Annotated in this window: 23 protein-coding genes and 1 pseudogene; 13 read left to right on the top strand and 11 right to left on the bottom strand. The window is 69.2% G+C overall.

Annotated elements, in window-relative coordinates; translation table 11 throughout:
• Positions 1–24: 24 nt before the first annotated feature.
• Genes KME78_RS07580 through KME78_RS07570 form a run of 3 tightly spaced genes read right to left on the bottom strand, consistent with a single transcriptional unit; the run spans position 25 to position 3229 of the window.
• Positions 25–1104: a sugar ABC transporter substrate-binding protein gene (locus KME78_RS07580; protein ID WP_219528046.1), complete on the bottom strand. Its 1080-nt coding sequence runs from the start codon at positions 1102–1104 to the stop codon at positions 25–27.
• A 53-nt stretch (positions 1105–1157) separates the two neighbouring features.
• Positions 1158–1946: an SDR family NAD(P)-dependent oxidoreductase gene (locus KME78_RS07575; RefSeq protein WP_246650603.1), complete on the bottom strand. Its 789-nt coding sequence runs from the start codon at positions 1944–1946 to the stop codon at positions 1158–1160.
• Positions 1931–3229, bottom strand: coding sequence for an enolase C-terminal domain-like protein (locus tag KME78_RS07570; protein WP_308126838.1), 1299 nt, complete (start codon positions 3227–3229; stop codon positions 1931–1933). Before KME78_RS07570 ends, KME78_RS07575 begins: the two co-directional genes overlap by 16 nt.
• Positions 3230–3569: 340 nt before the next feature.
• Between KME78_RS07570 and KME78_RS07565 the strand changes: the two genes are divergently transcribed.
• From KME78_RS07565 to KME78_RS07530, 8 genes are read left to right on the top strand one after another with little or no spacing between them, the layout of a single operon-like run.
• The gene (locus tag KME78_RS07565) at positions 3570–4268 is read left to right on the top strand and encodes a FadR/GntR family transcriptional regulator (protein ID WP_219528045.1); all 699 of its coding nucleotides are present in this window, start codon (positions 3570–3572) and stop codon (positions 4266–4268) included.
• Entirely contained in the window at positions 4265–5116 is an 852-nt protein-coding gene (locus tag KME78_RS07560) for a fumarylacetoacetate hydrolase family protein (protein ID WP_219528044.1), read from the top strand. The genes KME78_RS07565 and KME78_RS07560 overlap by 4 nt, the downstream gene beginning before the upstream one ends.
• Positions 5116–6090, top strand: coding sequence for an aldo/keto reductase (locus KME78_RS07555; protein WP_219528043.1), 975 nt, complete (start codon positions 5116–5118; stop codon positions 6088–6090). The genes KME78_RS07560 and KME78_RS07555 overlap by 1 nt, the downstream gene beginning before the upstream one ends.
• The gene (larA, locus tag KME78_RS07550) at positions 6075–7373 is read left to right on the top strand and encodes a nickel-dependent lactate racemase (RefSeq protein WP_219528042.1); all 1299 of its coding nucleotides are present in this window, start codon (positions 6075–6077) and stop codon (positions 7371–7373) included. Before KME78_RS07555 ends, larA begins: the two co-directional genes overlap by 16 nt.
• Positions 7370–8062, top strand: coding sequence for a nickel pincer cofactor biosynthesis protein LarB (larB, locus tag KME78_RS07545; RefSeq protein WP_219528041.1), 693 nt, complete (start codon positions 7370–7372; stop codon positions 8060–8062). The genes larA and larB overlap by 4 nt, the downstream gene beginning before the upstream one ends.
• Complete coding sequence (larC, locus tag KME78_RS07540; protein ID WP_219528040.1) at positions 8059–9231, top strand: nickel pincer cofactor biosynthesis protein LarC; 1173 nt, start codon at positions 8059–8061, stop codon at positions 9229–9231. Before larB ends, larC begins: the two co-directional genes overlap by 4 nt.
• On the top strand, positions 9231–10094 hold the full coding sequence (gene larE, locus KME78_RS07535) for an ATP-dependent sacrificial sulfur transferase LarE (protein ID WP_219528039.1): 864 nt from the start codon (positions 9231–9233) through the stop codon (positions 10092–10094). Before larC ends, larE begins: the two co-directional genes overlap by 1 nt.
• Positions 10091–10378: a WD40 repeat domain-containing protein gene (locus KME78_RS07530; RefSeq protein ID WP_219528038.1), complete on the top strand. Its 288-nt coding sequence runs from the start codon at positions 10091–10093 to the stop codon at positions 10376–10378. Before larE ends, KME78_RS07530 begins: the two co-directional genes overlap by 4 nt.
• A gap of 8 nt (positions 10379–10386) precedes the next feature.
• Here the strand turns inward: KME78_RS07530 and KME78_RS07525 are convergent, their stop codons facing one another.
• From KME78_RS07525 to KME78_RS67840, 3 genes and pseudogenes are all read right to left on the bottom strand, one after another.
• Positions 10387–11046: a hypothetical protein gene (locus KME78_RS07525; protein ID WP_219528037.1), complete on the bottom strand. Its 660-nt coding sequence runs from the start codon at positions 11044–11046 to the stop codon at positions 10387–10389.
• Positions 11043–11429, bottom strand: coding sequence for a serine hydrolase domain-containing protein (locus KME78_RS67845; protein ID WP_372454888.1), 387 nt, complete (start codon positions 11427–11429; stop codon positions 11043–11045). Before KME78_RS67845 ends, KME78_RS07525 begins: the two co-directional genes overlap by 4 nt.
• A gap of 103 nt (positions 11430–11532) precedes the next feature.
• Positions 11533–12060, bottom strand: a pseudogene (locus tag KME78_RS67840) (serine hydrolase domain-containing protein); the annotation flags it as partial.
• Positions 12061–12435: 375 nt separating this feature from the next.
• On the opposite strand from KME78_RS67840, the gene KME78_RS07515 reads away from it, so the two are divergent.
• Together KME78_RS07515 and KME78_RS07510 are read left to right on the top strand one after the other, a co-directional pair.
• Positions 12436–12675, top strand: a complete 240-nt coding sequence (locus KME78_RS07515; RefSeq protein WP_219528036.1) for a hypothetical protein — start codon at positions 12436–12438, stop codon at positions 12673–12675.
• A 275-nt stretch (positions 12676–12950) separates the two neighbouring features.
• The gene (locus KME78_RS07510; RefSeq protein ID WP_219528035.1) at positions 12951–13091 is read left to right on the top strand and encodes a hypothetical protein; all 141 of its coding nucleotides are present in this window, start codon (positions 12951–12953) and stop codon (positions 13089–13091) included.
• Here the strand turns inward: KME78_RS07510 and KME78_RS07505 are convergent.
• From KME78_RS07505 to KME78_RS07490, 4 genes are all read right to left on the bottom strand, one after another.
• Positions 13075–13686, bottom strand: a complete 612-nt coding sequence (locus KME78_RS07505) for a TetR/AcrR family transcriptional regulator (protein ID WP_281428632.1) — start codon at positions 13684–13686, stop codon at positions 13075–13077. The genes KME78_RS07510 and KME78_RS07505 overlap by 17 nt on opposite strands.
• Positions 13683–14765: a saccharopine dehydrogenase family protein gene (locus KME78_RS07500; protein ID WP_219528034.1), complete on the bottom strand. Its 1083-nt coding sequence runs from the start codon at positions 14763–14765 to the stop codon at positions 13683–13685. The genes KME78_RS07505 and KME78_RS07500 overlap by 4 nt, the downstream gene beginning before the upstream one ends.
• Before the next feature lie 328 nt (positions 14766–15093).
• The gene (locus KME78_RS07495; RefSeq protein WP_219528033.1) at positions 15094–16644 is read right to left on the bottom strand and encodes a right-handed parallel beta-helix repeat-containing protein; all 1551 of its coding nucleotides are present in this window, start codon (positions 16642–16644) and stop codon (positions 15094–15096) included.
• A 279-nt stretch (positions 16645–16923) separates the two neighbouring features.
• Positions 16924–18438 carry an MFS transporter gene (locus tag KME78_RS07490; RefSeq protein ID WP_219528032.1) on the bottom strand — a complete coding sequence of 505 codons (1515 nt, stop codon included), beginning with the start codon at positions 18436–18438 and terminating at the stop codon, positions 16924–16926.
• A gap of 175 nt (positions 18439–18613) precedes the next feature.
• On the opposite strand from KME78_RS07490, the gene KME78_RS07485 reads away from it, so the two are divergent.
• From KME78_RS07485 to KME78_RS07475, 3 genes are read left to right on the top strand one after another with little or no spacing between them, the layout of a single operon-like run.
• Positions 18614–18985, top strand: coding sequence for a YciI family protein (locus KME78_RS07485; RefSeq protein WP_219528031.1), 372 nt, complete (start codon positions 18614–18616; stop codon positions 18983–18985).
• Entirely contained in the window at positions 18982–20202 is a 1221-nt protein-coding gene (locus KME78_RS07480; protein ID WP_219528030.1) for an RNA polymerase sigma factor, read from the top strand. The genes KME78_RS07485 and KME78_RS07480 overlap by 4 nt, the downstream gene beginning before the upstream one ends.
• A 44-nt stretch (positions 20203–20246) precedes the next feature.
• Positions 20247–22373 (top strand): P-loop NTPase family protein, encoded by a 2127-nt coding sequence (locus KME78_RS07475; protein WP_219528029.1) that lies wholly within the window; start codon positions 20247–20249, stop codon positions 22371–22373.
• Here the strand turns inward: KME78_RS07475 and KME78_RS67055 are convergent.
• On the bottom strand, positions 22342–23562 hold the full coding sequence (locus KME78_RS67055; RefSeq protein WP_219528028.1) for a cytochrome P450: 1221 nt from the start codon (positions 23560–23562) through the stop codon (positions 22342–22344). The genes KME78_RS07475 and KME78_RS67055 overlap by 32 nt on opposite strands.
• Between the last annotated feature and the right edge of the window lie 21 nt (positions 23563–23583).

Here is a 23583-nt window from a genome sequence, read left to right as displayed (position 1 = left end):
CTTCCTTCTCTCGCCGGCTTCCGATCAGCCGAGGTTGTTGCCCCACAGGGACTTGTCGTCGCTCTTCAGGCTCTTGACGCCGCCGTAGGTGCCGCCGTCGGAGGTGACGAGCGGGGCCGAGAGCTGGTCCTCCAGCAGGCCCGGGCGGACCTGGATGATGGTGCTGTCGTGGTCGGTCGGGCCCGGCTGGAACGTCTTGCCGTCGATCGCGGCCTTGAGGTAGTCCAGGGCGTACTTGGCGTAGAGGTCGGCCGGCTGCGAGACGGTCGCGTCGACCTTGCCCTCGGCGATGGCCTTGAGCTCCTCTGGGATGCCGTCGTTGGAGACGACGTAGACGTGCTTGGGGTCATCCGGCTTCACCAGCAGGCCTCGCTGTTGCAGCACCTGCAGCGTCCCGGCGAGCGCGAAGCTCGACTGCATGTAGACGCCCTTGATGTCGGGGTTGGCGATCAGGTCCGTCTGCAGCTTCTGCGCGGCGATCGCGCCGTCCCAGTTCGTGGCCTCCCCGAAGACCTTGATGCCGGGGTAGTTCTTCTTCATGCAGTCGTTGAAGGCCTCGGTGCGGTCGCGGCCGTTGACCGAGGCGAGGTCGCCCTGCAGCATGACGACTTTGCCCTTGCCACTGAGCTTGGTGCCGAGGAACTGGCAGGCCTTCTCGCCGTACGCGCGGTTGTCGGCCCGGACGACCATGTAGACGTCTCCGGTGTCGGGTCGGGTGTCGACGGTGACAACAGGGATCTTCTTCGCGGCGAGTTGCTGGAGGGTCGGGGCGATGGCGGCGGTGTCCTGGGGTGCCATCGCGACGCCCTTCACGCCCTGACTCATGAACGTCTGCGCGTTGGCGGTCAGCTTGGCGACGTCGTTCTGGGAGTTGGTGGTCTTGATGTCCAGGCCGAGCTGCTTGGCGTATTCGGGCGTGTACTTGATGTAGGAATTCCAGAAGTCGGTGTCGGAGCGCGGGTAGTCGACACCCACCACGGGGGAGCCGCCGCCGGTGGTCGCCGTGTTGCCGGAGGCGCCGCCAGAGCCGCCACCGCAGGCCGAGAGGAGGGAGATGGCCAAGCAGGAGCCGATGCCAGCCACGGTTGCCGACCTGAGTTTCATGTGTTCTCCTTGCCGCTGACCTCGGTTCGCCGAGGGACAAAGTTGGTGCTGAGTCAGTTGCGTGGACGGATTCGCAGGCCGCTCATGCCGCCGTCCACGGCAAGATCGATTCCTGTTGTGGCTCCGGCGAGCGGGCTCGCCAGATACGCGATGGCCGCGGCGACTTCCTCGGCGGTCACGAGCCGGCCGGTGGGTTGACGCGCTTCCAAGGCGCGGCGTTCCGCGGCCGGGTCCGACGCCGCCGCCAGTAACCGGCCGACCCACGGGGTGTCAACGGTGCCGGGATTGACGCAGTTGACCCGGATACCGGCGTGCACCAGGTCGGCCGCGCTCGCGCGGGTCAGCGACAGCACGGCGCCTTTGGTGGATGAGTACAGAGCGCGGTTCGGCAGTCCCGCCGTTGCCGCGATGGAGCAGGTGTTGACGATCGCGGCCTTCCCCGGCCGGGTCCGTGCGGAGTGGCGCAGGTGGGGAAGCACGGCACGGGTGACCCGGACGATCCCGAACACATTGATCTCGAAGACCCGGCGCCACTCCTCGTCGTCGTTGTCCTCGATCGTGCCCTGGGCGCCGATTCCCGCGTTGTTGATCAGGATGTCGATCCCGCCGAGGAGCTCGGCGGCTCTGCCGACGGCCCCGCGCACCGAATCGTCGTCGCCGACGTCCGCCTGGAACCCGGTGAGCGGTTCGACCACGTCAGGCTTCAGGTCGAGGCAGGCGACGCGTGCGCCCCGCTCGGCGAGGAGCGTCGCGGTCGCCAGCCCTATGCCGGAGGCGCCGCCGGTGACGATCGCGGCCAGGCCCGCGAATTCCTGCGGGCCGTTCATCAGGTGGTCGCCCATTCCGGGCCGTCCGGATAGCGGTGGCGGGCGACGGAATCCGGGTGGAGCTGGGCACCGATCCCCGGAGCCACCGGGGCGAGGTAGTGGCCTTCACGGATCCGGACCGGGTCGGTGAAGTGCTCGTGCAGGTGGTCGACGTACTCGATCACCCGGTCCTCGGTGCTGCCGCTCACCGCGACGTAGTCGAACATGGCGAGGTGCTGGACCATCTCGCACAGTCCGACGCCGCCGGCGTGCGGGCAGACCGGGACGCCGAACTTGGCGGCGAGCAGCAAGATGGCGACGTTCTCGGTGACGCCCGCCACCCTGCTCGCGTCCATCTGCAGGATGTCGATCGCGCCGGCCTGGAGCAATTGCTTGAACATCACCTTGTTGTGGGTGTGCTCGCCGGTCGCCACCTTCATCGGCGCCACGGCCTGGCGGATCGCCGCGTGGCCGAGAATGTCGTCGGGCGAGGTGGGCTCCTCGATCCAGTACGGCTTGTACGGCGCGAGCGGCCGAAGCCATTCGATGGCCTGGGGAACGCCCCAAGCCTGGTTGGCGTCGATGGCGATGCGGATGTCGGGACCGACGGCCGAGCGGGCCAGTGCGAGGCGACGCAGATCGGTCTCCTGATCGGCGCCGACCTTCAGTTTGATCTGGGTGAAGCCGTCGGCGACCGCCTGTTTGGCCAGATGGACGAGTTTGTCGTCGGTGTAGCCGAGCCAGCCTGGGGTGGTGGTGTAGGCGGGGTAGCCGTGCGCGAGCAGGTGACGCGTCCGCTCGGCCCGGCCAGGTTCGGCTTGCCGGAGGATGGCCAGAGCCTCCTCGCGCGTCAGCGCGTCCTGCAGGTATCGGAAGTCGACCAGGTCGACGAGCCGCTCCGGGGACATCTCCGCCAGCAGGCGCCATACCGGCTTGCCTTCGCGGCGGCCATAAAGATCCCAGATCGCGTTGTCGATGGCCGCCGCCGCCATGTGGATGGTGCCCTTCTCCGGGCCGAGCCACCGCAGCTGGCTGTCACCGGTGAGCCTGCGGGAGAACGCGCCGAGGTCGGCGAGCACCTCCTCCACCGGCAGGCCGATCACCAGTGGCGCCAGTGCCTTCACGGCGGCGACCTCGAGGTCGTTGCCGCGGCCCACGGTGAATGCCAGTCCGTAGCCCTCGCCACCCGCGCTGGTGCGGACCACCACGTAGGCGGCGGAGTAGTCCGGTTCGGGGTTCATCGCGTCGGAGCCGTCGAGATCGCGTGAGGTGGGAAACCGGACGTCCACCGCCTCGACGGCGCTGATGACCTCAGTCACGGCGGCCGACGCCTTCCCAGCGACCTCTATGGGTCGCGACGGTCATCGGTGCCGGTCTCCCGATGGGTTTCGGTTGCGTGAACGGTGCGCTAGGTCGGTGCTTCGACATGGGATGAATGTATACGCAGAAGGGAACGTCGTGTCTAGGCTTGCTCTCATGATTTTGACATAATCGCAGTTCACCTTGATGACGTGGACATATCATCAGCGCCGCCCTCCCGGCGAGACATGGGATTACTGCTTTCCAGACATGGGATGTCGCTGCTACGCTGCGGAGACGAACCGATCACAATGTCCGGCTCTCCCCCTGTGAAGGCCGGACCGCCCCGGGGGATCGTCGATGTCATTGACCGACAAGGCCATCACGCGTATTCGCGAGCTCATCCAGTCCGGAGAGCTGCCGCCCGGTTCCAAGCTGCCGCCCGAGCAGCAGCTGGCCACCGAGCTCGGCCTGTCGCGCAACCTCATGCGCGAGGCCGTCAAAGCGCTGGTCGTCACCCAGGTCCTGGAGATACGTCGAGGTGACGGCACCTATGTCACCAGCCTCGAACCGAGCCTGCTGCTCGGCGGGGTGGGCGGCGCGGTCGAACTGCTCCAAGGCGACATGCTTCTGGAGGTCACCGAGGTGCGGCGGCTGTTCGAGCCCATGGCCACCGGGCTGGCCGCAGTGCGGATCTCCGCCCAGCAGCTCGGCGAGGTCGAGCGGCATCTCGACGCCATGCGCGAGGCGCGTGACGACGTCGAACTGCTGAACAGGCACGACGCCGCGTTCCACCAGGCGGTCATCGCCGCCACGGGCAACCAGACCCTGGCGACCCTGCTCAAGGGCATCGCCGGCCGTACGCTGCGGGCCCGGGTGTGGCGCGGACTGGTGGACGGCAACGCCGGCGCCCGCACGCTCGCCGAACACGAGGCCATCTACGAAGCTCTGGTCGAAGGGGACGCCGCGCTGGCCGAGGCCGCGGCACGCATGCACGTCAGCACAACGGAGCGCTGGCTGCGCGCATACCTCCAGCAGAGCGAGACGGAGAAAAGATGAAATTCCTGCGTGTGGGACCTGCGGGCGCCGAGCGTCCCGTCGTCCTCGACACCGATGGCCGACCCCGTGACCTGTCCCGGCTGGCCTCCGACATCGACGGCCGATTCCTGTCGGGCGACGGCGTCGAACGCACCCGCGCGGCCTTGGCGGCCGACGAGCTGCCACCGATCGAGCTCAGAGGGCAGCGGATCGGCGCACCGGTCGCGCGCCCCGGCAAGGTGGTCTGCATCGGGCTCAACTACAGCGATCATGCGGCCGAGACCGCGACACCGGTCCCCGGCGAGCCCGTGGTGTTCATGAAGGCCGCCAACACCGTGATCGGCCCGGACGACACCGTGCTCATCCCGCGTACCAGCGTCAAGACCGACTACGAGATCGAACTGGCGGTGATCATCGGCCGCACCGCGCGTTATCTGGACTCGCCGGAGGACTCCGACGCGGTCATAGCGGGGTACACGATCGCCGACGACGTCAGCGAGCGGGCCTTCCAGCACGAGCGCGGCGGACAGTGGGACAAGGGCAAGTCCTGCGAGACGTTCAACCCGCTCGGCCCCTGGCTCGTCACGCCGGACGAAGTCGGTGACCCGCAGGCGCTCGGCATGCGCCTGTGGGTCAACGGGGAGCTCCGCCAGGACGGTCACACCAAGAACATGGTGTTCGGGGCCCGCCACCTCGTCTGGTATCTCAGTCAGTTCATGGTCCTCGAACCAGGGGATGTGATCAACACCGGCACTCCGGCGGGCGTGGCTTTCGGGGCCAACGACTTCCCCTATCTGCGTCCGGGTGATGTCGTCGAAGCCGAGATAGACCGGCTCGGCCGCCAGCGCCACACTTTGGGGCGGGCCTGATGTCGGCTCTGGGCACGAGCGCGGCCGGGTGTGTCCCGCTCGGCCGCACCGAGGTCACCGTGAGCCGCATCGGACTCGGCACCGCACCGCTGGGCGGCCTGTTCGCTCCCGTGTCCGAAGATGAGGCGGCCGAGACCCTGGCGGCGGCCTGGGACGCCGGAATCCGGTTCTTCGACACCGCACCTCACTATGGTGCGGGGCTCGCCGAACGGCACCTCGGCGCCTTCCTCACCGACCGGCCCCGCGCCGAGGCCGTCGTGTCCACCAAGGTCGGCAGGCTGCTCGACCCAGGCCCGGCCACGTCCGGCGGCGAGGGGTTCTTCGGCGCCCCCGACATGATCAGGACACGCGACTACAGCTCGGCCGGAGTCCGCAGGTCGCTCGCCGAGAGCCTGGAACGCACCGGTCTCGACGCCTTCGATCTGGTGCTGATCCATGACCCGGACGACCACTGGGAGCAGGCCGTGGGCCAGGCGTTCCCCGCGCTCGCCCGGCTCCGCGACGAAGGGATGATCAAGGCGATAGGCGTGGGCATGAACCAGAGCGAGATGCTCACCCGCTTCGTCGCCGAGACCGACGTCGACTGCGTGATGGTGGCCGGTCGTTACTCCCTCCTCGACCGCGGCGCGGCGGACGAACTCCTGCCACTCTGCCTGGCGCGCGGGGTCTCCGTGCTGGTCGCGGGCGTGTTCAACAGCGGCGTGCTCGCCGACCCGCGTCCTGGCTCCACCTATGACTACGCTCCCGCCTCGCAGGACGTCCTGCGGCGCGCCATGGAGCTGGCGGAGTGCTGCCGCTCCCACGGAGTCCCGCTGGCGGCCGCCGCGTTGCTGTTCCCGCTGCGCCACCCGGCCGTTACCGGGGTGGTGGTGGGTGCCCGGACCCCCGCCGAGGTCATGGAGAACGTAGCCCACGCCGCTATGACCGTTCCCGAGCCGCTGTGGGACGAGCTCGACGCATGGGGGCGATCCTGATGATGAAGAAGGTCCGCCTCGCCTACGGCGAATCCGGGCTCGATATCGACGTCGACCCCGCGGTGACCACGGTGGTCGAGCCCGTGCACCACGACGCGGCACCCGACCAGATGGCCATGCTGGTGCGGGCGCTGCGCGAGCCGGTGTCCGGGCCGCCCCTGCGCGAGCGGGTACGTCCCGGGCAAACGGTGGCCATCTCGGCCTGCGATGGCACCAGGCCGCAGCCGCGGCACCTGATGATTCCGGCGATCCTCGCGGAACTCGACGGAATCATCGATCTCGACGACGTGGTGGTCCTGGTCGCCACCGGCACCCACCGGGGCAACAGCACCACCGAGCTGCGCCAGATGTTCGGAGACGACGTCGTCGACTCCGTCAGGGTGGTCAACCACGACGCCCGCGATCCGGGGCAGCTCACCTGGCTCGGCACTCACGGCGACGGGGTGCCCGTCTGGCTCAACCGCGAGTGGGCCGAGGCCGACGTGCGGATCACCACCGGCTTCGTCGAACCACACTTTTTCGCCGGTTTCTCGGGCGGTCCCAAACTGGTGGCGCCCGGACTGGCCGCCCTGGAGACCGTGCTGGTCCTGCACGACGCGGCCCGCATCGGGAACCCCAGAGCCACCTGGGGGATCACTCACGGAAACCCTGTCCATGACGACGTACGGGCCATCGCGGCGGCCACGGGGGTCACCTTCTCCTGCGATGTGATACTCAACCGCGACAAGGACATCGTCGCGGCCTTCGGCGGCGACCTGCTGCCGATGCACGCCGCCGCGACCGCGACCGCCAAGCGCATGGCGATGCGACCGGTCCCGGAGCCCTTCGACGTGGTGGTGACCACCAACTCCGGGTTCCCGCTGGACCAGAACCTCTACCAGGCCGTCAAGGGCATGTCCGCCGCCTACCAGGTGGTCCGCCCGGGCGGCACCATCATCTGCGCCGCCGAGTGCCGCGACGGGTTCCCCGGCCACGGCTCCTATCGCGAGGTGCTGGCCTCCGCGCCGTCGCCCCGCGCACTGCTGAACGAGATCCAGGCCCGGGCCCGCACCGTACCCGACCAGTGGCAGGTCCAGATCCAGGCCCGCATCCAGTGCGGCAGCCGGGTCATCATGCATACGTCGTACCTGAGCGACGCCGACCTTGCCACCGCGCATCTGGAACAGACCGGCGACGTCTCCACCGCGCTCGCCGCCGCGCTGGCGGCGGCTGGGCCGGGGGCGCGCGCGTGCGTTCTCCCGGAGGGGCCACAGACGATTCCCTATCTCGCGGGGGCGTCATGACCCGCCCGACGAACGAACCCACCGTGCTCGATCTCGGATTCGCCAGAGTCGACGTCGGCAGGGAGGCGAGGCAAGGGCTTCCGGAGGTCGTCTACGGGCCCGGCAAGACGGCGGAGCAGGTGAAGGCCATCGTCGCCGGCCTGCTCGCGCACAACACCGGTCCCGTCATGGTCACCCGCGTGGCCCCTGAGGCGGCTGGCGAGATCCTCACCGGTAGTCCGGGCGGCACGTACGACCCTGAGGCGCGGCTGCTGCTGTGGCGGCCGGCGGCCATCGGAAGTTTCAAGGTCATGGTGGTGGCGGCCGGTACCTCCGACCGTCCGGTGGCCGCCGAGGCGGCCACCGTGTGCGCGGCCGTGGGCCTCGACACCACCGCCGTCCACGACGTGGGCGTCGCCGGGATCGAACGCGTCCTGCAGGTGCGGGAAAGACTCCAGGCCGCGGACGCCGTCATCGTCGTCGCCGGCATGGAGGGGGCCCTCGCCAGTGTCGTTGGAGGCATGGTCCGCTCGCCGGTCGTCGCCGTGCCCACCTCCGTGGGCTACGGGGCGTCCCTGGAAGGGGTCACGGCTCTTCTCGCCATGCATGCCTCCTGCGCCGCGGGTGTGACCGTGGTCAACATCGATTCCGGGTTCGGCGCCGCCATCGCCGTCCACCGAATCGCCCAGGCCTGGGGAGGACGCCGGTGATCTGCTGGATCAACCCCTTCACGGGTCTGGCCGGCGACATGCTGCTCGGCGCGCTCATCGACGCCGGAGCGCCACTGCCCCGGATCCGCGCCGCCGTCGAGTCCACCGGCCTCACCGGCTTCGAGCTGACCGCCGAACGCGTGGTCGAGCACGGCCTGGCCGCCACCCGCGTCCACGTCGACGTCACCGACGACCGCTCCGAACGCCGCGCGGCCGAACTCATCGAGTCGGCCGCCAGAGCACGGCCCCAGCAGGCGGGCGCGCTCGCCGTCGCGGCGCTGACCGCCATCGCCAAGGCCGAGGCACGGCTGCACGGAGCCGACCCCTCCATCGTTCACCTGCACGAGCTCGGGGGCCATGACACGATCGTCGACATCGTCGGGGTCGCGGCGGCACTGCACTACCTGGACGTGACCGAGGTCGTCTGCGCGCCGCTCCCGCTCGGCACCGGTTCGGTCCGCTCCGCCCACGGGGTGATTCCCTGCCCGGCCCCCGCCACCCTCGCGCTGCTCAACGGAGCCGCCGTCACCGGTACCGCCATCCCAGGGGAGACCGTCACCCCCACCGGCGCCGCCCTGCTCGTCGCGGCCCACACGCGGTACGGGCGGCCTCCGCCGATGACGGTTGCCGCGACCGGCTACGGCGCGGGCACGCGGCCCTTGGCGGACCGTCCGAACGTCACCGCCGTGACGATCGGTCACCCCGCCGAGTCCCAGCAGGGAGCCGCCGAGCAGGTCGTGGTCCTGTCCACCAACCTCGACGACGTCACCGGCGAAGTGCTGGGCCACACGATCTCCCGGGCGCTGGAAGTCGGCGCGCTCGACGCGTGGGCGACGCCCGCGGTGATGAAGAAGGGCCGTCCCGCGCACGTTCTGCACGTCATGGCGCGGCCGGAGACCGCCGACCAGCTCAGTCGGCTCGTCCTTGCTGAGACCGGCAGCCTCGGGATCCGCCAGACCACGGCCGACCGGGTGGTGCTCCCCCGGAAGACCCGCACGGTCGACGTGGACGGGTGCGCCGTCCGGGTCAAGTGCGGGCCCTACGGCGCCAAGCCCGAACACGACGATGTCGCCGCGGCGTCCGCCCGCCTCGGCCTGCCGCTGAGGACCATCGCCCGGCACGCCCTGCAGGCGTGCACCGGGGTCGCGGACGACGAAGGGGAAGCCTAGTGAGCGCCGCCATTCCCGAGCGGTCCGCCGGCCCAGGGCTGGAGGAGACCCTTCTGGCGCGCATACGGGCCGTCGGTCCGATCGCCGTCGCCTATTCCGGCGGGGCCGATTCCGCACTCGTTCTGGCTGCCGCGGTGCGGGCCCTCGACCCGGAACGGGTGCTCGCCGTCACAGCCCTGTCCGAGAGCCTGGCCACCGCCGAGCTCGCCCCCGCCACGGAGCTCGCGGCGTCCCTGGGAGTCCGCCATCTGACGCCGCGCACGCATGAATTGAGCCGTCCCGGATACCGGGCCAACGGCCGCGACCGCTGCTACTTCTGCAAATCGGAGGTGCTGGACGTGATCGCGGAGGTGGCCGCCGAGCACGGGTTCGACCGGATGGCCACGGGCACCAACGCGGACGACGCCGCCGACCCGTTCCGCCCCGGCATCCAGGCCGGTGCCGAGCGCGGCGTCCACACGCCGCTGCGCGACGTCGGCTTCACCAAGAGTGACGTCCGCCTGGTCAGCCGCCGGTGGGGCCTGCCCACCTGGGACAAGCCCGCGACGCCGTGCCTGGCGAGTCGCATCCGTTACGGCATCGAGGTCAGCTCCTACCGGCTGGCCCGCGTCGATCGCGCCGAGACCGCGATGCGAGCGCTGCTCCACCGTACGGGCGTGCGAACCTCTGACCTCCGTGTCCGCGATCTCGGCGACGCTGTGCGCGTCGAGGTGGACGCCGCGGCCGTGCGAGCGGTCATGGCGTTGCCGGGCCTGGCAGAGGCCGTGGCCGCCGCCGGGTTCGGGCACCGCCCCGTCAAGGTCACGCCGTTCCACTCAGGCGCCCTCAACATCGAGCCCTCCGCCCTCCCGCAGCAGGAATGACGTTGGTCCTCGCCACCGCGGAGCGCTCCTGGGGCCTCACCGACCGCCGCCGTCCCCAGGAGCGCTCCGCGCTGGAGGCCCATTCCGACCATGTGTCGTCGGTCGCGTTCAGCCCGGACGGGCACACCCTGGCGACCGGTGGTTACGACCGGGCGGCGCTGCTGTGGGAGACGGACGTGGGGCGCCTGGCCGCGCGGATCTGCCGGACCGCCCATCCGCCGATCACCGCGGCCGAATGGGACCGGCATTTCCCCGGGCTGCCGTACCGTCGGCCGTGCCCGTAGCTGCGCGTTCAGCTCGAACGACCAGCCCGCTCGTACTCGATGACTCGGGCGTTCAGCATGAGCAATCGGAGGTTGTTGACCAGCGTGACGGCGACCAGGCAGCCGGCGATGAGTGCGATCGTGCCGTAGCCGGGGCGGTCGTCGGCCAGCGAGCCCACGGTGGCGAGCCCGCCGATGACGACGACGATCCAGCCGAGCCGCAGGCCGGGCGCGATGCCGTCAATGGCTCCGTGCAGCACCAATTGGCCGCAGCGCAGGAACTGGATGCCGAGCAGCGTTGGTATCCCGGCGATGAAGCATCCGACGACCATCACGGCGACGATCGCTCCGGCGCTGCTGCCGTTGTCGTGTGGGATTCGATAGGCCGAGACGAGGATCGCGACGGCCACGAGGAACCACGGCACGCTGTAGGCGATGAGGAACACGGCGACGCTGCGGAAGTTGCGCCGTAGCGTGGGATCCGCCATCGCCGGTGACGGCCGGAAATCTGGCATCCAGCCGGCGATCATCCGACGGACCAGCAGGCCCGCCGGCACTCCGGCGAAAACGAGGCCGACGACGAACAGCGGAAGACCCGCCCGGACGTCGCCGTCCACGAGCTCGCCCAGCCCGATCGCGAGCGTCAGCACGCCGGCGGCGACGACGAAGCGCAGAAGCCGGAGACTCACGCGGCCCCCTCGGCCACCTCGGCCGCCACGGCGCGGAACGCGATGAGGGCCTCTTCCTGATCAGGAGCGCCTCCGGCGATGGACGACTTGACGATGACGACGCCCTGCTGAGGTGAGACGTAGATGTACTGGCCACCTAGCCCGGCCGCCGTGAAATCGCCTCCCTCGCCGAGCCACCAGTGCAGGCCATAGTGCGGATTGGCCGGCGACGGTTTGGTGGACAGCTTGACCCAGGAGGCCGGGACGACCTGGCGGCCGTTCGCCTTGCCGCCGTGCAGGTAGAGCAGGCCGAAGCGGGCGAAATCGCGGTCGGTGGCGTAGTAGCAGCAGTAGCCCAGACTGTCGCCGTGCGAGTCGTTGCCGACGGTCGCCGTGGACTCCATGCCGGCGGGCCGCCAGATCTTGCGCTCGACGTAGTCGTGGTAGCGGCATTCCGGTGGTCTTGGTGATGAGCCGGGCCAGGACGAAGGAGTTCATGCTGGTGTACTCGAACTGGGTGCCGGGCTCCCAGCCCTGCTTCTGGCGGGCGGCCATCTTGCTGATCGAGTAGCCCTTGTTGGCCGCGGCCTGCAGGCGTGGCGCGTCGGTGGCCTCGTCCCAGTCGATGCCGGACGACATACGCAGCAGCTCGCGAATGGACACCCCGGCGTAGCCGGAGCCGGTCAGCTCAGGCAGATATTTGTCCACGGGGTCGTCGATCGATCGGATGTGCTTCTCCCTGAGCGCGATGCCGACGGCGGTCGCGGTGAATGACTTGGCCATCGACCAGGACTGGAAGCGGGTGTCACGGCTCGCGCCGGTGTAGCGCTCCGCGACGATGTCCTGGCCGTCCAGGACGAGGAAGCCGTTGGTCCTCGTACGGGTGAGGAAGTCGTCCAAGGTGTGTTCCTGGCCTTGGTAGGTGTAGGTCACCGAGAGCTTCCTGGGCGTGCTGCGTAGCTTGATGGGGTGGGCCGACGGTTTCAGCACGTCGGCGGTCTCGGCTGAGGCCGGGGCCGGGGCCACTGCCGGCATGGACAGTGCGAGCGCGACCGCGACCGCGTAATGGGTGATGCGCATGTCATCTCCTCCGAAGGATCAGTTCGGACGGATGGTGACGTGCTTTTCTGTCATTTCTCTGGCAAGAGCTAGCCCATCAACTCATGGCAAGCCTGGTTGCGCATCTGGAACTCCGGGAGGGAAGGCGGGAACAGTTCGTCGCACTTCGCGGCCAGCGGCGGGACCGGGGGCTTGCTCTCGCTGTCCTTCGGCTCGACTCTCCTGGTCTTCCTCACAACACGATCAACGGGGATCGTGGTCTTCCTGGGTGGGGGCGCCGGGACATGCTGATGACGCTTGCGCGGCACAGCCGAGACCGGTGATCGACGAAGGCTCCCCGACGATGTCGCCTTGCTCTTCGGCACCTTGGGACGTGAACGTGGCGTCGCCGAGGACAGCATCCGAGGTGCGGGCGTGGATGCCGGCGGCGAGGTGACCACAGCCGAACGCTCGGCAACGCTCTGGCGGGGTGTCGGCATCGAGGCGACATTGGTTCGAGGTGAGGCGCTGTCAGTAGGCCACCCGCCCGACCAGATGCCGAAGCCTACGCAAGCCAGGAAGCCGGCAATGAGCGCCGGCCTGGCCGAATGAAGCCGCTTCCGCAGAAGTGATCGCTTCGGCGGGGTTGGCGTCGAGTACCTTCTCCAGGTAAGGGAGTCGGACGCGGTGAGGAGCCGGGGCCGCTTCCGGAGCGGCAGGCCGTACGGCGGGCGCCGTGTTGGGCGGGGCTCTTCGGGTGAGGGAGCGGGGTGGTCGTGATCGTGCATGATCCTCCCTACTCACTGCCCTACCTGCCAGCGTGCCGCAGCGCGGCCACGTCCAGCGGAAGCGACTCGGCAAAGAAGGCCGTGCACTAGGAATTGGTCATGCGGACCTCAGTCTTGGCACTCGTGGCGATCGCCGGAATGGTGATCATCGTGGTCGCGGCCGCGATCGCCACTGTCGTGCTCGTCCTACCAGGGCCGCCTACCCGTACGATGATCGTCGCGATCAGTTGGCCTCGTTGACTCCTAGCAACACCAGGGCGGTCCTCAACAGCTGCGCGTCGGTGGAGTCGGAGCGGTCTCCCGTGATGCCGGAGCGGAACAGGGAGGCTCCCTCCAGCAACATGACGAGGATTTCCGCCCGCGCGCGGCGCTGATCCTCGGGTTGGTGGGGGTCGATCCGGCCGATGAGCGAGGCGACGTGGTCGAGGTAGTCCCGGTAGAAGGCGCGGGTGACCGAGGCGATGTCAGGGTCACGGGCGGCCAGGGCCCAGATCTCGGTGAACAGCTGGGTCAGCCGCGGGTCGGTGTGTTCGGCCAGCAGGGTGGTGACCAATTCGGTTGGGTCGTTGTCCAGGGGTCCGTCGGCCGGGGCGCGGGTGAGCTGGGCGAGCCGGCCCAATGAGTGCTCCAGGGCACGGGCCAGCACCGCTTGGATCAAGGCGGCGCGGCTGGGGAAGTAGTACTGCAGATGACCCAACCGCACCCCGGCACCTGCGGCTACGGACCGCATCGAGAGTCGAGCGTTGCCCTGATCGATCAGGATGCGCTCGGCGGCCTGCAACAGGGCTTGTCGTCGGTCGTCCCCCTTAGCGGTAAGGGACCCGGGGGTTGTCATGCCGCTCGCGCCTCATGGCCGGGGTGGCGCAGGAGTACGACGCCCATGCTCTGGAGGAATTCGGGAACCTGCGCGGCTCGCGGGGTCATCTCGGGGAAGACCACGCCCTGAGGGGCGGGGGCGCCATCGAGGCCCAGCACACGGTGCAGGCCCGCGAGCGCGCCGACCGCGGTGAGGTGGCTTTGGCCGTGGGGGTCGCTGATGGTGACCGCCGCCGTTTGATCACCTCGGGTGACGTCGATGCGCACCTGTGCGGTGCCACCGTCTCCGGGGGAGTACAGCAGGGTCCGGCGCAGGGCAGTGAAGCGATCTCCGCGCCCCCAGCGGAACAGGCCAGTGCGTTTGGCGGCCAGCAGCGCGGAGGTGGTGGCGGTGGAGCTGAATCCGATCCGGGTGGTCGCGGTGGTGACTCCCAGGGTGAGAGGCAGGGTGAACTGCTCGGGAGTGTCGATGCGGGCCACGCGGGTCAGCGTGTCACCGATCCGCACGCGGCGGGTGTCACTGAGGGGCATGACCAGCCGCCTGCGGCCGTTCTCGACCACCTCGTAGTCCAGGCCGAGGCGGTCCATGAATTCCACCGAGTCGGCTCCGGCCTGGTCGGCCAGGTCCCAGCGGATGGCCACTTCCGCTTGGTCGGCGCCACCGAGTGCGGCCGCCAGCGCGGCGGCCACCAGGTTGACCACCCCGCCCATCCATCCCGACGACAGCAGGACGGGCGCGCTGGGGTGTGCCAGCGTCGCCACGGTCGCGGCCCGTTGTAGCCGGGCAGTCCATCGGGTGATGTCGACGTACGGCACGCCCCCCGCGAGTGCGGCGCGCAGCACTCGGTCGTCGGGGTCGTTGACGGCGCTGACCACTGCCCGTACCGAGGCCGAGAATCCCGTTGGGTCGGCCAGGTCCCAGCGTCGCACTTCAGCCCTCAGACGGTCGGCCAGAGTCGCGCCTCGCTCGGGTGACCGGCCGGTCAGCAGCAACGGCCATCGCTGGGCCGCCATCGTGGAGAGTTCCGCTCCCACGGTTCCGTAGCCGCCGACAACCAGCACCGGGCCTGTCTCATCAAGGCGCAACCTATCGCTCATGACACGCACTATAGGTCAGTCGACCTAAAATAGCGAAAGTAACCTGGTCCGGCTCCTGTGGCCGGATGAGGTGCGTGCGGCCCAACAGGGTCGCACGCACCAAACCGGCCTCGATCCACCTAGAAGATGAGCGCGTACTCGACGGCCGTGGCGGCGGAGGCTGCGGCCTGTACGGCTGCGACGGTGACCAGCGCCACTGCGAGCATGATCACGAATCTGATGGCAGTACGCATGCGAGTTCCCTTCGGCTGTCGGTTGGCGAATTTCCTTTCTTCATCCTCTTCGACGCGGGGCGGAGTCGGGATGACTCGGTCACGGCGTTGGCGGGCTAGCCGAAGGTCACGACGAGGTGGCCGTCCGCGGCGAAGGACCAGTGCAGGGAGCCGGTGTAGGAGGAGCATCGGGAGCCGTTCGAGCCGGACCAGAACTGGTTCGAGCTGTCGGCGTCGCCGACGATCCGGTCGTTCGTGCCGCTGCTGCTGCGGCACGAGACGTTGTTCCGGAACACCGAGGTGCCGCCGTCGAACGAGTAGTTGCGCTCGGTGTTGTCGATGCTGACGTTGTTCGAGATCGACATCGTGCCGAGGTTGCGGTTGTAGGTGAAGCCGTGCTTGCCGTTGCGGTACGCGATATTGCGGCGGATGACGTGGTTGACGCCGATGTCCTCGCCGCCGAGCTTGTAGCCGTTGCGGTCGCCGTTTCCGTTCTGGGTGCCGTTGCTGAGAGTGCCGTTGCCGTACGAGAGGGAGTCCTCGATGGTCACCGCGCCGATGGGGCCCGTGTCCGTCTTGGTGTAGAGGTCCCAGCCGTCGTCGATGTTGTTGTGGGAGACGGCGTAGCGGAAGACGTTCCCGGGGCCGGAGGTGAGCTTGGCGGCGAAGCCGTCGGCGTCCTCGCCGTCGGAGTCGGCGTTGTCGTGCGACTCCGCGCTCAGGACGAGGTTGTTGGCCGGCCACTGGTCGTGGGGGGTGTCAGAGGCGATCCGGGAGATCTGCAGGCCCGAGTCACGGTTGAAGCGCGTCACCGTGCGCTCGATGATGTTGTTGCTGCCGCCGACGAAGATGCCGTTGTCGCCGGCACGCTCGACGACGATGCCGTACAGGTGCCAGAACGACCCGTTCAGGGCAAGCCCGCGGTTGGCCGAGTCCTCGCTCATGGCGGAGAAGTTCAGTACTGGGGTCTCACCTGGGTAGGCGGACAGTTTCTTGCGGGCGCTGGAGGTGCCGTTGTTGCCCGCTGCGATGGTGAGCGTCTGGGAGAGGCTGTAGGTGCCGCCGCGGGCGTAGATCGTCCCGCCGGCGGTGATGCGGGTGATCGCTGAGGCGAGGGTGGTGGGGCTCGATTCCGTTCCGGGGGCGCTCGCGCTGCCGTTCGGGGATGCGTACAGGGTGTCGCCTGGGGGTTGTGTGCTGCCTGTTGTGAAGTCGAGGTAGTCGAGGTTCGGCAGGCCGGTGCTGCCGGTGGGGTTGAAGCGGATCGTGTTGGTGCCCGCGTTGACGTTGATGGTCAACGTCTTGGTGACCCAGGTGTCCCAGGTGCCCGTGCCTTCGAATGACGGCGACTGCGTGGTCGTACCGTTGACGATCAGGCTGGTGGGACGGGTGGTGGTGGTGCCGTTGGCGAACCGTGCTCCCAGCGTCGCCGTGCCTGCCGCCGAGGCGTTCACCGTGAACTGGGCGTAGGCGTTCGCGGCGTTGGTGCCGTTGCAGAAGCCGCTGCCGGAGTAGCCGGCCCAGTTGGAGTCGATCGTGCCGGTGCAGACCGCGGGCGAGGTCTCGGCCTCGTACCGCGTGGTCGCGGCATTGGCGGCGGATGGGGACAGTCCGACTAGTCCGCTGGCTAACAGGCTGGCGCACGCGATGACGGCTTTTAGGCGCATCTTTCGTCTCCATGGGCTTGGTAAGCGCTTTCCGGTGGACGAGCGAAGCTAAGCACGCACCGCCGAGTGCGGGAAGCCCTGGTGCGACGAGACCAGCCGCAGCGCGGCAACCTCACCGGGAGGTGGCGAGTTGGCCCAGGTCACGGGCGGGGAGGAGGTCTCGTCCTCATGCTGGGCGGCTGGGCGGCCGTGAAAATTTCAACGGCGACAGCGAACGGACAGCACGCGCCGGGCGAATGAGCGCAGGCAGCCACAACGTCGGCCTCGGCAGGGTGCCAGCTATGAGTGAGTCGCCTCGAAGTCAGGCATTGCGGCCGGGGTGATCCGGGTTGCCGGGCGCAGGATCAGGACCAGCACGGCCAGCCCGGCGAAGATGATCGCGGCGACGACGCCGGTGACGTGCAGGCTGGCGGTGAACGCCTCCCGGGCGGCGTGCAGCAGCTCAGCGCCTTGGTCGGCGGGAAGGCGCTGGCTGGCGGCGATCGCGCCCGCCAGCGAGTCGGACGTGCCAGCGAGTGATCTGCCGGCCATCCCGCTGCGGTAGACCACCGCGGCCACCACCCCGAACAGCGCGAAGCCCAACGAACCGCCGAAATAATTGCCGGTTTCCGACATCGACGCCGCCGAGCCGGCCCGCTCCGGCGGTACGGAGCCGACAACCAGACCGGTGCCCAGCGCGAACAGCGGGCCGGTGCCCAGCGCCAGTACGGTGATGCCGATCATCACCAGCGGCAGGGCGATCGCACCCTCGACGTCGACGGCGACCAGCAGCAGGCCGCCCAGCGCCGACCCCACCAGCCCGCCGGCGATCGCGGTCGTCTGCTTCATCCGCCTGGCCAGCGTCGGCGCGGCCATGGTGCCGGCCGCCACACCCAGGCCCATGGGTGCGAACAGCACCGCCGACGCGACCGGCGAAAAGCCCAGCACGCTCTGCAGGTACTGGGTCACCAACAAACCCGTGCCGGCCATGGCGATGCCGGCGAAGACCAGCGCGACGACTACCGCTGTGAACGGGCGGTTGCGGAACAGGCGCAGGTCCAGCAGCGGTGTCTCCAGCCGCAACTGCCGGCGTACGAAGACGAATCCGATCGCCGCACCGGCGACGAGGGCAGCGGCCGGGACGACCGGCGCGCTCTCGACGGTCAGTTGCTTGATGCCGTAGACCATCAGAAGGACCGACACGAGCGACAGCCCGACGCTGGCCAGGTCCAGCCGGCCGGCCTGGTCGCTGCGGAACTCCGGCAGCAGGAACGGCCCGGCGAGCAGCAGCAACGCCATCGCCGGTACGGCGGCCAGGAACACCGATCCCCACCAGAAGTGTTCGAGCAGGAATCCGGCGAGTACGGGGCCGAGTGCGCCGCCGGTGAACTGGCAGGTCGCCCAGATCGCGATGGCCTGCCCGCGCCGGCGTTCGTCGCGGAACATGTTGGTGATCAAGGCGAGGGTGGACGGCGCCAGGGTCGCGCCGGCCACGCCCAGCAGCGTACGCGCGGCGATCAGCATCAGCGGGCCGGTCGCGCAGGCGGCCACGACCGACAGCACCGCGAACGCCGCTCCGCCGATCATCAGCAGGCGTCGGCGGCCGATCCGGTCGCCGAGCGTACCCATGGTGATGACCAGGCCGGCCACCATGAATCCGTAGCTGTCGCTGATCCACAGCTGCTGGACGTTGGTGGCACCCAGGTCGGCGCTCAGCTGTGGGAGTGCGAGGAGCAGCGCCGTCATGTCCATCGCGACGATCAATGTCGGCAGCGTGAGGACGATCAGGCCCAGCCACGCCCGGTTGACTCGCATATCTGTAACTTCCTGTTCTCTAGAGGGTTCGACGGATGGTCGGAACGGTCGAGAGCTTCTTGACATCGGTCCCGGTGAAAACTCATGCGAAAGTTCTGGCGGGGGATGTCAAGACGAGGGCGGCGGCTCCGACCAACCAGTCGAAGGGACCAGCCGAACCACGAGGGAGTACGAGATGAAGTTCCTGATCAGCCTGCACATCAACCCGGCCGTGCTGGACGCGCTGACCGACGAGGAGAAGGCCGCGATCGGTGACGGCCACGGCAAGTTCATGGAGGCGCTGAAGAAGTCCGGCGAGCTGATCACCACGCAGGCACTGGTCGACCCGTCGCAGGCCGCGGTGGTGTCCGTACGCAACGGCCAGCCGGTGGTGACCGACGGGCCTTTCCTGGAGTTCAAGGAGTATCTGGGCGGCTTCTACCTGATCGACTGCGAGAGCAAGGAGCGGGCGATCGAGCTGGCGGCGCAGATCCCGGACTGCGCGATCCAGGGGCTGGGGGTCGAGGTGCGGCAGGTGATGTTCGCTGACGGACAATTGGAGGCATGACCACCGCACCTGCCATCGAGGACCTGCTGCGTGAGCTCACGCCGCAGGTCCTCGGCACGTTGGTACGCCGGCACGGCCAGTTCGAAGGGTGTGAGGACGCCGTACAGGAGGCCGTTCTCGCCGCGACCACGCAATGGCCGGCTGAGGGGCTGCCGGACAATCCGCGCGGCTGGCTGGTGACGGTCGCGTCCCGGCGGCTCATCGACCAGATGCGCAGTGACCACGCGCGCCGCGAGCGGGAGTCGGCGACGGCCACCGAGGTGGTGCCTGAGGACGTACCGGACACCGACGACACGCTCGTCCTGCTGTTCCTGTGCTGCCATCCGACGCTGACCGCGGCCTCCCAGACCGCCCTGACGCTGCGCGCGGTCGGCGGCCTGACCACCGCCGAGATCGCCCGCGCGTTCCTGGTGCCGGAGGCCACGATGGCGGCCAGGATCAGCCGGGCCAAGCAGCGCATCAAGGCGGCCGGCAGCTCGTTCAGCCTGCCGGACGGCGCGGAGCGCGAGGAGCGGCTGCGGGTCGTACTGCACGTGCTGTACCTGATCTTCAACGAGGGCTACACCGCCTCATCGGGCAGCGAGTTGCACCGCGCCGACCTCGCGCGCGAGGCGATCCGGCTGACCAGGATGGTGCACGCGCAACTGCCCGAGGACAGTGAGGTGACCGGGCTGCTCGCGCTGATGCTGCTCACCCACGCCCGCCGGGAGACGCGTACGACGGCGACCGGCGACCTGGTGCCGCTGGACCAGCAGGACCGTACGCGGTGGGACCGCGAGCTGATCGACGAGGGCATCGAGCTGGTCAAGACGTCGCTGGCCGGCCCGGCGCTCGGGCCTTACCAGCTGCAGGCCTCCATCGCCGCCACGCACGCCGACGCGGCCACGGCCGAGGAGACCAACTGGCCGCAGGTGCACGCCCTCTACCTGGTCCTGGAACGGATCGCGCCCAATCCGATGGTCACCCTCAACCGGGCGATCGCGCTCGCCGAGACCGAGGGCCCGGCGGCCGGGCTGGCTCTGCTGGCCACGTTGGACGGTGACGAGCGGATGGCCGGGCATCATCGGCTGCTGTCCGTACGGGCGCATCTGCTGGAGAAGACGGGCGACCTGGCCGGGGCGTACGAGCACTACCGGCGGGCCGCGAAGGCCACCGCCAGCCTCGCCGAGCAGCGCTACCTGGAGTCCCGGGCCAGTCGGGTGAGAACACACCGCTAACGGGCTTGACCGTGCGGGCGACGGCCGCGCATGGTGCTCCTGTGGTGCAAGCCAACCCTCTGCACTCCGATCCCGCCTTACGCGACCTCTACTCGGCCGCGCTGACCCGGGCGCTGCACGATCCGGAAATCCGTGACGCCTTCGACTATGTGACGGTGAAGCCGCTGCACATCCGCCTGGAGATGATGGAGCAGGCGGGCGAGGTCTTCGCGGCCGTGGTGACCCCGGCCGAAGATCTCCCTGGTAAGAATCCCCCAGCGCGCCCTGCCTCGGTGCCATGGACCCCGCTGGTCCTGGTGGCTTTCGTGCCGCTCGCGCTGGGTGTGGCGATGGCAGACTGGCGGATGACCGTGCTGGTCGCCTTCGCCGGCCTCGTGATCGGCTCGTACGTGATTCTGGCGCGTTCGCGGGGGTGGGCCGACGTAAACGATCGCCTGCGGTCGTTTCCGTACTCGCCCTTTCAGGTAAAGCTTGTGCGGGCTCTGGAGAACGGCGAGCTCACGGCACAGATCCGCCAGCGCATCAATGCCCGCCGGGCCCGCTTCGACCCCACCTTCGGCGTGGTGGCCAGTCCCGGGCTGAGTGAGTCGTTCGACAGCGCCTACCATGTGCCGACGCGGGCGGTTGACGACCTGGAGGAACTGCTCGGCCGGCTGTCCGGGGCAAGCTTGGGCATCGCGGGACCGCGTGGATCCGGCAAGTCGACGTTGATCCGGCGCTACTGCGAGAACCACTCCCTCAAGCCGGGAACCGGACATCTGCGGTTGCTGGTCTCGGCTCCGGTGGAGTACGCCTCGCGCGACTTCGTCCTGCACCTGTTCGCCGCGTTCTGCCGTGCCACGCTGCGGCACCTCGGCCCCGGCCGCAGGCGGCGCGTCGGGCTCGCTCAGGTCCTCGGCCTGCTCGTGTACTGGCTGGTGGCCAAGGCGCTCGCCACCTGGCCCGCGGTCCTGGGCGAGGCTGCCGAAGGAGCGGCCGTGGCCGTCGGGCGAGTGCTCGCGCGGCTCATGAACGCGACAGGCCCGGCGCGCGAGTGGCTGGCCGTCATCGCCGACCGGTACGCCGACGACCTAACGCCCAAGGCCGTCGGCCTCTGGTCATCCGGCCTCGTTATGCTGCTCGGCCTGGTCCACTTCGGTCTGTCGATCCGCCGCAGGGGGCGCAGGCACGATCCGGCCAACGAGCTGAGGACGCGGGCACGCCGCCATCTGGTGCAGATCCGCTATCTGCAGACCCAGAGCGTGAGCTGGTCGGGCACGGTCAAGTTTCCGGCCTGGGTCGACGCGCAGCTGAGCGGCGGGCGAAGCCTGACAGAGCAGCCGCTCAGCTACCCGGAGATCGTCTCCGCCTTCCGTTCCTACGTCCGCGACGTGGCCGATCGCCTCCAGCCGGACCACAACGTGTACATCGGCATCGACGAGCTCGACAAGATCGGATCGGGAGAGCGGGCTGAACGCTTCCTCAACGAGATCAAAGGCATCTTCGGCCTCCCCCACACGTACTTCATGATCTCGGTGTCCGACGACGCGATGAGCGCCTTCGAACGCCGCGGACTGCCGTTTCGCGATGCTTTCGACAGCTCCTTCGATGAAATCGTGCGAGTGGGACCACTCTCCTACACCGAGTCCATGCGCTTCCTCTACCGGCGCGTCGTCGGACTCACCGAGCCCTACATCGCCTTCTGCCACTGCCTGTCGGGCGGGATGTCCCGCGATCTCCTTCGCGCCGCCCGCGCCGTCATTCGCGCCGCCCACGCTCTGCCCTCCGCGGCGCTGACCCCGATCTGCCTCGCCGTGCTCAAGGACGAGGTACGGAAGAAGTCACGCGCGCTCATGGACGTGGCGGACGACCTGCCCGACGACGTCCTCGACCTGCTCCACGACCTGGCCCATCGCCGATCGGACCGCACACCGCGCGAAACCCTGCGGAGCCTGCCGCACGGTCCATTGGCCGAGCCCGCCCTCGAATTCGCCGCCTACTTGTACTTCTGCGCGACCCTCGAGGAGATCTTCACGGGCGAGCTGACCGGGCCTGGCGATGCGGACGCCTTCGACGGCCTCGCCGCCGCCCGTCACGCCTTCGCCTTCGACACCCGCCTCGCCTGGCGGACGATCTCCGCCGCTCGGCGAGCGTGGGCGCTCAGGCCGTACGACCTGCCTGTCGGAGCTTGAGGTGGACGGGCAGGGACACCACGCCGGCGATTTCGATGGAGGAGAGGTGTGTCGGTGGGGCGGTGAGTTCGATGTGGTCGAGGCGGTCGATGAACTCCTCGAAGACCAGCCGGAGGGTGAAACGGGCCAGGTGACTGCCGATGCAGCGATGGGAGCCGCTGCCGAAGGCTATGTGGCGGTTCGGGCTCCTTGCCGGGTCGAAGGTGAAGGGGTGGGCGAATTCCCGTTCGTCCCGGTTGGCTGAGGCGATCCAGGCGGCGACCGCCTCCCCCGCGCGGATCGTCCTGCCGTACATCTCCACGTCTCGGCGGGCGTGCCGGACGAAATGGGTGGTCGGCGAGGCCCAGCGGAGCGCTTCCTCCACCGCTGTGGCCGTGGACGCGACGGCGGGCACGCGGCCGCCCCGTTCAGCGAGGGCGATGAGGGTGGCCAGCACCACCTGGCCGGAGGTGACGACGCCGCCGATCAGCAGGCTGAAGCAGTTGAGGACCACCTCTTCGCTGGTGAGCGGACGGCCGTCGACGGTGATCGCCTGGAGGTGGGCGATCAGGCCGTCCTCCCGGGGGCGCCCGATCTCGTCGGCGAAGTACGCCATGAGCTGGTGGTGCGCCCGCAGCCGGGTGACGCGCTCCGAGCCGGTGCGATAGTGCGGGTCCAGCGGTGCTATCGACGCGTAGCCCAGGTCGGCGAGCAGGTCGACGTCGGCCTTGGGCAGGCCCATGACCAGGGCCAGGATCTCCATGGGCAGGCGCGAGAAGGCCGGCGCGCAGTCCCACTCGCCCGGCTCGACGGCCGCGCGGATCAGGGCGCGGGCGGCGGGTTCGTACCGGAGCACGGCCTGGGTGGTCAGCTCGTGGCCGAGCGGTTTGCGGATCCGCCCGTGCGCCGGTGGGTCGGTGCCGTGCATCATGCGGCCGGCCGCCGGGTCGGGTGTGCCGCTCTGCCACAGAGCTGTGCCGCACTCGGAGGTGAAGTTCTCGTGGTCGCGGAGCACTCGCTTGACGTCGGCGTGCCGGGTCACCGACCAGAAGCCCGGGCCGCCGGTCCGCTCGCTCCAGTACAACGGCTGCTCCGCGCGTAGCCTCTGCCAGGCGAGGTGGGGGTCGCCGGAGGTGTACAGCGCCACGTCGGCGAGGTCGGTGTGGTCGAGGTCGGCCCGCTCCTCGGGCCCGGGTGCGGTGATCCTCACGGGTCCGCCTTCAGAGTGATC

Origin of the sequence: Nonomuraea guangzhouensis (genome assembly GCF_019396345.1) — a bacterium.
GTDB classification, from domain to species: Bacteria; Actinomycetota; Actinomycetes; order Streptosporangiales; family Streptosporangiaceae; genus Nonomuraea; species Nonomuraea guangzhouensis.
This window is presented reverse-complemented; position numbering and strand designations above follow the sequence as displayed.